The sequence below is a fragment of the Mycobacterium sp. IDUB_39 genome (assembly GCF_055419205.1).
Map to the genome: position 1 here is coordinate 700,983 of NZ_JBVAXF010000003.1, position 8,690 is coordinate 709,672.

Below are 8,690 nucleotides of genomic sequence, written 5' to 3' on the forward strand. Positions count from 1 at the left end.
TCCCTAGTGTTCGAAGCGGCCGACCGCTCGAAGGGACCGACTACTCGAAGAGACCGGGTTGCCCCAGCCCGCCGACCCCGCTCGGCGGTGTCAGTCCCAGGTGCCGCCAGGCCTGGCTGGTGGCGACCCGTCCGCGCGGTGTGCGAGCAATCATCCCGGCGCGCACCAGGAAAGGTTCGCACACCTCCTCGACGGTCGTGGCCTCTTCGCCCACGGCGACCGCGAGGGTCGACACCCCGACCGGGCCGCCACCGAAGCTGCGAATCAGGGCGGACAGCACTGCGCGGTCCAGGCGGTCCAGGCCGAGATCGTCGACGTCGTACACCTCGAGCGCCAACTTCGCGATATCGGTTGTGATGACGCCATCGGCACGTACCTCGGCGTAGTCACGGACACGGCGCAGCAGCCGGTTGGCGATACGCGGCGTCCCCCGCGAGCGTCGGGCGATCTCCGAACCCGCCTCGGCACCCAGTTCGATGCCGAGGATGCCCGCCGACCGCAGCAGCACTCGTTCGAGTTCGACTGGCTCATAGAAGTCCATGTGGGCGGTGAATCCGAACCGGTCACGCAGCGGACCGGTCAGTGCGCCAGAGCGGGTGGTTGCGCCAACGAGTGTGAACGGGGCGACCTCGAGCGGGATCGACGTCGCCCCCGGACCCTTGCCGACGACGACGTCGACACGGAAGTCCTCCATCGCGAGGTACAGCATTTCCTCGGCGGGGCGCGCGATGCGGTGAATCTCGTCGATGAACAGGACGTCGTGCTCGACGAGGTTGGACAGCATCGCGGCCAGATCTCCTGCGCGTTCCAGCGCCGGACCCGACGTCACGCGCAGGGCGGTGCCCAACTCGGCGGCGATGATCATCGCCAGCGATGTCTTGCCCAGCCCCGGCGGTCCCGACAACAGGATGTGATCCGGTGTGCCACCACGATTCTTGGCGCCCTCAAGGACGAGTTGCAGCTGCTCGCGGACGCGCGGCTGGCCGATGAACTCATTCAGTGAGCGGGGCCGCAGGCTCGCGTCGATATCCCCCTCGCCCACTGTGAGCGCGGGTGAGACGTCGCGCTCGAGATCCTCGGTCGCGCCGTCGTCGTCACCGTCGAACCGACTCATTTCCTGCCCAACATCGATAGCGCGGCGCGCAGCGCGCTCTGGGTCGTCGCATCGGGATCACCGGCCAGCACCTTGTCCGTGGCCTCCTCGGCCTGCTTGGCGGCGAAGCCGAGCCCGATGAGCGCGTCCACAACGGGACCACGAATGGCGCGTCCCCCGGCCAGCGCGACACCACCGGGCGTCACCGGGCCGATCTTGTCGCGAAGCTCCAATACCATGCGCTCGGCGCCGCGCTTGCCTATCCCCGGAACCCGCGTCAGTGCCGTGACATCGCCATCGGCGAGGGCTTGCCGCAGGGCCTGCGCGTCGTAGACCGCCAGCGTCGCCAGCGCGATCTTCGGCCCCACCCCGGACACGCCGAGAAGTGTGCTGAACAGGTCCCGGGCATCGCCGTCCGCGAAGCCGTACAGCGTCATCGAGTCCTCGCGCACGATCATCGCGATGATGAGCCTGGCCTCGGTTCCACGCCGCAGCGTGGCCAGTGTGGACGGTGTCGCCATGACCTTGTAGCCGACGCCCGCGGCCTCGATCACCGCGTGGTCGAGGGCGATGTCAACGACCTCACCACGCACCGAGGCGATCACGTCGCGCTCCCTGACATCCGCGCGGGAGCGGCCTTGAGCTTGGCCTTGTACTTGCGTTTCTGCTCGGCGGCCATGGCCTCCGCCGCCGCCATCCGCGCGATCATCGGCGCCCTCCAACAGTGACAGATCGCCAGCGCCAGCGCGTCGGCAGCGTCGGCCGGTGTCGGTTTGCTCTGTAGCGCAAGGATTCTCGTCACCATCGTGGTGACCTGATCCTTGTCAGCCCGCCCGTTGCCGGTAACCGCGGCCTTCACCTCGCTCGGCGTGTGGAAGTGCACGTCGATATCCCGCTTGGCGGCGGCGAGCGCGATCACTCCCCCGGCCTGCGCGGTACCCATCGCAGTGGGCGCGTTCTGGTTCGCGAAAACCCGCTCAATAGCGACGACGTCGGGCAGGTGGGTGTCCATCCAGTGCTCGACGGTGTCGCTGATGGTGAGCAGGCGCTTGTGCAGCGGCTGATCGGATGGAGTGCGGACCACGTCGACGTCGAGAGCGGTGACCTGTCGCCCGCGCCCACTCTCGATGACGGACAGCCCGCAACGGGTCAGGCCCGGGTCGACGCCCATCACACGCACGCGATCTCCTCCGTCTCTAGAACAGCTGTTCGATAGCGTAACCGTCGGGGGCGACGGTGCCGGGCAGGGACACGCCACCACCGTGCCGATGTGACGTCGGCTGCGGACGCGGCTACCGTCGATGGGGACCCGACCCCGATCCCTGGAGCTGAACTCACTCGATGCCCGCCGAGACCGATCTCGAGTCCGCAACGAATCTCGCCGTCACGCTGGCCTGGGTCTGCGGTGCCGCGGCGGCCGCCTACCTGCTGGGACTGATTGTCACCTGGGTGCTCATCCGCCTCGGGCGCCGCAGCGCGCTGGTACGCGATATCGCAGAGCTGACGCGCAGACCGCTGCGCGCCGCGCTCATGGTGTTCGCCGCCACGATTGCCGTTCAGCGCACCTCCGACCCGGTGGATAGCTGGCGCGGATGGGTGGATCACAGCCTGCTGATCCTCCTCATCGCGACCATGACCTGGCTGCTGATCAGCCTGGTCGAGGTCGCCGAGCGCCGGATCATCACCCGATACGGCGGCGGTGACAACGCCGAGATCACCGACGCCGACCGCCAGTGGCGACGGCTGCGGACCCAGGTGACGGTGCTGCGACGTCTTGCCACCGCCATCGTGGTGGTGCTCGGCATTGCGGCGATCTTCATGACGTTCCCGGCTTTCTCCGATATCGGCACCACGCTGTTCGCCTCAGCCGGTGTGTTGTCAGTGGTTGCCGGCCTTGCCGCGCAGACCTCGCTCGGAGCGGTGTTCGCCGGCATGCAGATCGCGTTCTCGGGCGCGATCCGGGTGGGCGATGTCGTCGAACTCGAGGAGGGCCGCTGGTGGGGCCGCATCGAGGAGATCACGCTGACCTACGTCGTCGTCAGGCTGTGGGATGAGCGGCGACTGGTCCTCCCGTGCACCTACTTCACCACCACACCGTTCGAGAACTGGACGCGCAGCGCCACCGAGATCATGGGCACCGTCGAGTTCGATGTCGACTTCTCGGTCCCTTTCCACGATATGCGCGCCGAACTCGACCGACTGCTTGCCTCGAGCGACCAGTGGGACGGCCGGCGCGGCGTGCTGCAGGTGACCGACGCCGTCGGCGGTGTGGTGCGCGTGCGGATCGTGGTCAGCGCCCCGAACGCGGGCGCGTTGTTCGATCTTCGATGCGAGGTGCGTGAGGGCATGGTCGATTGGGTGCAGCGCACGGGCGGCGTCGTGCCCACGCAGCGCATCGAACCCTCGACACCGGCGGCCGAGCCACAGATCCGGCGCAACGGCGGTGAGACGAAACGCGTTGGCGAGACGAAACGCGTTGGCTCGAGCCTGTTCTCCGGAAGCCCCGAGGCCGACGAGCGCGCGAAGGCGTTCGATGAGCACGCCGATGACGTCGAGGACGACCTGGTCAGGTCCAACGGGCGCGGCTGACGTCAGCCGCCAACCGGCGCCGAGGCACGGGCACCCAGTGCGACGCCGCGGTACGGCACGGCAAGCGTGCGCCCGACAGCCAGCAGTGGTTCGGTGTCGCGCAGGGTGCGCGCCAGCACGAAAGCGCCCTCCAGGCCGCTCACCAGCGCGACCGTGACCTGCCGAGCCATATCACGGTCGAGACCCCGGGCGACGAAGTACTCGGTGCCGCCGTCGAGCCATGCCGTGAAGATTCCCGCCGAGGCGGCCCGCAGTTCCTCGACGGTGTCGGCGATCTCGGCCGCGACGCTGGCCACCGGACACATGTTGGCGTAGCCCGTCGTCGACATGTCCTCGGCGGCCTGGACGAAGACGGCGTCGATCGCCTCACCGAGATCGTCGTGTGGGTCGACGAGCGTGGGGATCAGCAGTCCGTACGCCACACCCGCGTTGATCAGCGCTTCGCGCGCGATCTGGAGCTTGCCACCGGGAAAGTGGTGATAGAGCGAGCCGATCGGGGCACCGGCCGCCGCAACGACGTCCTTCATGCCGACGGCCGCGTAACCACGGTGACGCATCAGTTCCGCCGTCGCGGTCAGGATCGCTTCCCTGGTGGACCTTGCCATCGTCGCCTCCTGAAGACACACTAGAGCATACGTTCTAGAATACTGGTTCTAATGGAGGTTAGATGAGATCCGTCGATGTCGCGGCAGGCCCGGTTGAGTATTTCGAGGCGGGCGATTCGGCTGGCCCGCCGGTGGTCCTGCTGCACGGCCTGCTGATGAATGAGTCGCAGTGGAGCCGAGCGCTGCCGCTGTTACCGGAGGGGTTCCGCTACGTGCTCCCGGTGCTGCCGATTGGCGGTCATCGAATGCCGATGAACGATGACGCCGACCTGACGATGCCCGGCATGGTTCACATCCTGGCCGACTTCCTCGATGCCCTCGACCTCACCGATGTCACTCTGGTGGTGACGGACTGGGGTGGCCCGATATTCCTCACCGACCTCGGCCGCGACGACCGCGTCGGCCGAATGGTGATCTGCCCGTCGGAGGCATTCGACAACTTCCCGCCGGGCCTCCCCGGCAAGGTCGTCTGGGTGGGCACCCGGACCACGGGCACCGTGAGGCTGGCGTTGGGGCAGATGCGCATCGGCTGGCTGCGCAACCGGTTCTTCATGTGGGGCATGATGGCGGCCAAGCCGATCCCCCAGGACGTGATGGAGGCGTGGACGGCACCTGGCATCGCCGACGTGCGGATCCGGCGCGACCTGCTGAAGTACTCACGCACGAAGATCGTGAAGCACGACCTCATCCGCGCGACCGAGAGGCTCGCCGACTTCGACGGTGACGTGCTCGTGTTGTGGAGCCACAATCGGGTGATGCCGCAGGCACACGCGTCTCGGCTGGCGGATCTCACCGGCGGGACGCTGCGCTATGTCGACGACGCGAAGGTGCTGATCATGCTCGATCAGCCCGAGCAGACCGCCCGCGAGATCGGCGCATTCCTGACCGCGTCACGTGAAAAGCGGCCTCTCGCAACGTGAGATAACCCATGAGCCGGTTCGCAACGCTGAACCAAACGCAGTTGACGGCGACACCACCGAAGGTGTCCTACGCACCGCAGTTTTCGTTCCTGTTCGGCGGCCCGGTTCTGCTGCACCACATGGGCGGTCACCGGTGACCCTGCGGGAAGTTCAGTCCTCGTCGAGTTGAGCGGCGACGTCGTCGGGGATGTCTACGTTGGAGAAGACGTCCTGCACATCATCGCTGTCCTCGAGCGCGTCGATCAGCTTGAGCACCTTGCGGGCGCCCTCGAGATCGACGGGCACAGTGACCGAGGGCTGGAAGCTGGCGTCGGCGGAGTCATAGTCGATACCGGCGTCCTGCAGCGCAGTTCGCACCGCCACCAGATCGGTGGGCTCGGAGATGATCTCGAAGGCCTCGCCGAGATCGTTGACGTCCTCGGCGCCGGCCTCGAGGACCGCGGTGAGCACGTCATCCTCGGTCAGGCCGTTCTTCTGCAGCGTCACGACGCCCTTGCGGGTGAACAGGTAGGCCACCGATCCCGGGTCGGCCATGTTGCCGCCGTTGCGGGTCATCGCCACGCGGACCTCACCGGCTGCGCGGTTGCGGTTATCGGTGAGGCACTCGACGAGGATCGCGACGCCGTTGGGGCCGTAACCCTCGTATGTGATGGTCTGCCAGTCCGCGCCGCCAGCCTCTTCACCGGCACCGCGTTTGCGGGCGCGCTCGATGTTGTCGTTGGGCACCGACGTCTTCTTGGCCTTCTGAATGGCGTCGTACAGCGTGGGGTTGCCCGTCGGGTCGCCGCCGCCGGTACGCGCCGCCACCTCGATGTTCTTGATCAGTCGGGCGAATTCCTTGCCGCGTCGCGCATCCTTGACGGCCTTCTGGTGCTTGGTGGTCGCCCACTTGGAATGGCCGCTCATGCAGTTGATACCTCTTCTTGTCTACTGCGAAGTCAGAGCGTCGAGTCTACGTGGGCGTTCGCGCTGCACCCGCAGTACCTCGGCGATCGACAGTGTCGGAATGCTCAGCCAAGGTCGCCCTCGACGTAGCGCTGCAGGTTCGGCGCGACCGCTGCAACGAGTTCGTCGTCGCTCATCGACGCGATTGGCTCGATTGCCCACACATAGCGCATCATCGCCAGGCCCATGATCTGCGACGAGATCAGCCCGCTGCGAACCAATCGGTCCCGCTCGTCCACACCGAGCTCCGAGACACCCATCAAGCCGGCCTCGACGATGCGACGGAGCTTCCCCCGCGTCGACTCGTCATGCGCCGCGGTCAGCAGCACCGACCGCAGGACGGGCCCGATCTCCTCATCGGCCCAGGCGCCCAACATGAGTCGCAGCAGTGCCGCACCCAACTCGCCTTGCGGGGTCGACCAGGTCGCAGCGACACTGTCGAGCCACCGCTGCGGTGGCTCGGTCGCGGCGTCGAGCAACGCTTCCTTCGACCCGAAGTAGTGGTAGACGAGCGCGGGGTCAACGCCGGCGCCGCGCGCGATCGCCCGAATCGTCGTGCCGGCCCAGCCATGGTGGGCAAACTCGCTTCGCGCCGAGGTGAGGATGCGCGCCGACAGCACGCCGCGTTCGTCACGCGGACCGGGAGGCGACCTCTTCGGCATGTGCAGACCCTAGCAGAAGTCTCACGTTGCGTTGAGACTAGTTTCAACCTACCGTGAGACTCATGTCGCGGAACATCCTGAACGGGCCTCAGACCACCGGCCGCGAGTACCGCAATCTCAGCGCGCCGGAGCACGGCGTCCGACACGACATCAACGTCGCGGTTCCCGTGCGTGACGGCGTCTCGCTCATGGCCGACGTCCACCGCCCAGACGCGAGCGGTCGCTTCCCCGCCCTGATCGCCGCCTCGCCCTACCCCCGCCAGATCCAGGACCTCGGCGCCCCGATGGGCTTCATCGAGGCCGGCGTCACCGACTACTGGGTGCCACGCGGCTACGGCCACGTCATCGCCAACGTGCGGGGCACCGGCGGCTCGGGCGGCACCTTCGGGTTCTTCGACGCCCAGGAGCGCCAGGACATGTACGACCTGGTCGAATGGGCCGCCGCGCAGCCCTGGTGCGACGGCACCGTCGGCATGATCGGCATCAGCTACTTCGCCATGACCCAGCTGGAGGCCGCCGTCGAGCGACCACCGCACCTCAAGGCGATCTTCCCGGTGGCGGCCACCGCCGACCTCTATGAGGCGGCCACCCACCACGGGCTGGTGAGTTCTTCGTTCATCACGCCGTTTCTCTCGATGGTCGGCCTGACGGCCGCACGCAGCGACGGTTTCTGGCGCAGCCGTCCGCTGGAGCTGGCCCGCAAGGTGCTGCAGGCACCGCCGCTGCACCGCAAGTTCGCCACGATGAACGGCGAGGCCTCGCTCACGATGATGCGGCAACTGCTCAAGCTCCCCCATGATCCGCACCCCTGGGACGATCTCTGGCTCGACGTCGCCGTGAAGCACCCCACCCGCGACGAGTGGTGGGACGACAGGGATCTCACGCCGCTGCTGAAGAACATCGACATCCCGGTGTACCTCGGTTGCGGCTGGGAGAACGTCCCGCTGCACCTACCGTCGACGTTCATCGCGTGGAAGGCGTTGGCGCACAACCCCAACGTGCGCATGGGCTTGCTCGACAAATACGGCATGACGTGGCCGTGGGAGAGCCTGCACACTGAGGCGCTCGCGTGGTTCGACCACTGGCTCAAGGGGCGCGACACCGGTATCACCGACGGCGACCCGATCCGGTATGCACTGCCCGGCGCCGAGGAGTGGCACACCAGCGCGACGTGGCCGCCCGCGGCAACCCATCGCGAACTCGCATTGCGCGCCGACGGCGTACTCGACGATGACGAGGGAGAGCCGGGCGCGCGTGACTACATGGTGCTGGGCGCGGGCCTCAATCGCGCAGGCGCCAGTTCGATCGACCCGCCCGCGATGCTCACCTGGACCGGTCCCCCGCTGGATGCGGATCTCGACGTCGTCGGTGCGATCGAGGTGCGGCTGATCGCCGCGGCCACCGCCGCCGACACCGCGTGGATCGTGACGCTGCAGGACGTCACTCCCGACGGCGAGATCACCGAGGTGACGGCGGGCTGGCTGCGCGCCACTCTGCGCGAGGTCGACGAGGATGCCAGCACCCCCGGCGACCCCGTGCTGCCGTGCCGGACGGCGACTGCCGTGCCGATCGGCGAGGACGTGGAGTACAGAATCCCGTTGGTGCCCAACGCCCGCCGCTTCGCCAAGGGACACCGCATCCAGTTGATGATCACGAGCGACGACCAGAACCCCGACGTGCCTGCGATCATGAACTTTCGACACGCCAGCGTCGGCACCAGCAGCCTGAACACCGTGCACTCGTCGTCGCGGCTACTGCTCCCCGTCCTCCCCTGACCGCGATTTCGGCGCGTTTTGGAGCGCTCAGCGAACTGTGGTGTCTCGGGACATCGTTGACACATATGTCTCGGGACATCGCTGACAGTCATGGTGATGGT

Annotated in this window: 10 protein-coding genes; 4 read left to right on the top strand and 6 right to left on the bottom strand. The window is 67.3% G+C overall.

Annotation, left to right across the window (positions count from 1 at the left end; all coding sequences use genetic code 11):
* Nucleotides 1-40: 40 nt before the first annotated feature.
* Genes ruvB through ruvC form a run of 3 tightly spaced genes read right to left on the bottom strand, consistent with a single transcriptional unit; the run spans nt 41 to nt 2,273 of the window.
* Nucleotides 41-1,114 carry a Holliday junction branch migration DNA helicase RuvB gene (gene ruvB, locus ACZY0X_RS15320; protein WP_463771538.1) on the bottom strand — a complete coding sequence of 358 codons (1,074 nt, stop codon included), beginning with the start codon at nt 1,112-1,114 and terminating at the stop codon, nt 41-43.
* Nucleotides 1,111-1,698, bottom strand: coding sequence for a Holliday junction branch migration protein RuvA (gene ruvA, locus ACZY0X_RS15325; protein ID WP_463771540.1), 588 nt, complete (start codon nt 1,696-1,698; stop codon nt 1,111-1,113). Before ruvA ends, ruvB begins: the two co-directional genes overlap by 4 nt.
* Nucleotides 1,695-2,273: a crossover junction endodeoxyribonuclease RuvC gene (gene ruvC / locus ACZY0X_RS15330; protein WP_463771541.1), complete on the bottom strand. Its 579-nt coding sequence runs from the start codon at nt 2,271-2,273 to the stop codon at nt 1,695-1,697. The genes ruvA and ruvC overlap by 4 nt, the downstream gene beginning before the upstream one ends.
* Before the next feature lie 161 nt (nt 2,274-2,434).
* Here ruvC and ACZY0X_RS15335 point away from each other — a divergent pair, with 161 nt between their 5' ends.
* Nucleotides 2,435-3,682 (top strand): mechanosensitive ion channel family protein, encoded by a 1,248-nt coding sequence (locus ACZY0X_RS15335; protein WP_463771543.1) that lies wholly within the window; start codon nt 2,435-2,437, stop codon nt 3,680-3,682.
* Between the two features lie 2 nt (nt 3,683-3,684).
* Here the strand turns inward: ACZY0X_RS15335 and ACZY0X_RS15340 are convergent, their stop codons facing one another.
* Nucleotides 3,685-4,287: a TetR/AcrR family transcriptional regulator gene (locus ACZY0X_RS15340; RefSeq protein ID WP_463771544.1), complete on the bottom strand. Its 603-nt coding sequence runs from the start codon at nt 4,285-4,287 to the stop codon at nt 3,685-3,687.
* A 62-nt stretch (nt 4,288-4,349) separates the two neighbouring features.
* On the opposite strand from ACZY0X_RS15340, the gene ACZY0X_RS15345 reads away from it, so the two are divergent.
* Together ACZY0X_RS15345 and ACZY0X_RS15350 are read left to right on the top strand one after the other, a co-directional pair.
* Nucleotides 4,350-5,207 (top strand): alpha/beta fold hydrolase, encoded by an 858-nt coding sequence (locus tag ACZY0X_RS15345; protein WP_463771546.1) that lies wholly within the window; start codon nt 4,350-4,352, stop codon nt 5,205-5,207.
* A gap of 8 nt (nt 5,208-5,215) precedes the next feature.
* Entirely contained in the window at nt 5,216-5,344 is a 129-nt protein-coding gene (locus ACZY0X_RS15350) for a hypothetical protein (RefSeq protein WP_463771548.1), read from the top strand.
* 13 nt (nt 5,345-5,357) lie between these two features.
* Here the strand turns inward: ACZY0X_RS15350 and ACZY0X_RS15355 are convergent, their stop codons facing one another.
* Together ACZY0X_RS15355 and ACZY0X_RS15360 are read right to left on the bottom strand one after the other, a co-directional pair.
* Entirely contained in the window at nt 5,358-6,113 is a 756-nt protein-coding gene (locus tag ACZY0X_RS15355; protein ID WP_463771549.1) for a YebC/PmpR family DNA-binding transcriptional regulator, read from the bottom strand.
* 104 nt (nt 6,114-6,217) lie between these two features.
* Complete coding sequence (locus ACZY0X_RS15360) at nt 6,218-6,814, bottom strand: TetR/AcrR family transcriptional regulator (protein WP_463771550.1); 597 nt, start codon at nt 6,812-6,814, stop codon at nt 6,218-6,220.
* 62 nt (nt 6,815-6,876) lie between these two features.
* On the opposite strand from ACZY0X_RS15360, the gene ACZY0X_RS15365 reads away from it, so the two are divergent.
* Complete coding sequence (locus ACZY0X_RS15365; protein WP_463771551.1) at nt 6,877-8,589, top strand: CocE/NonD family hydrolase; 1,713 nt, start codon at nt 6,877-6,879, stop codon at nt 8,587-8,589.
* Nucleotides 8,590-8,690: the final 101 nt, after the last annotated feature.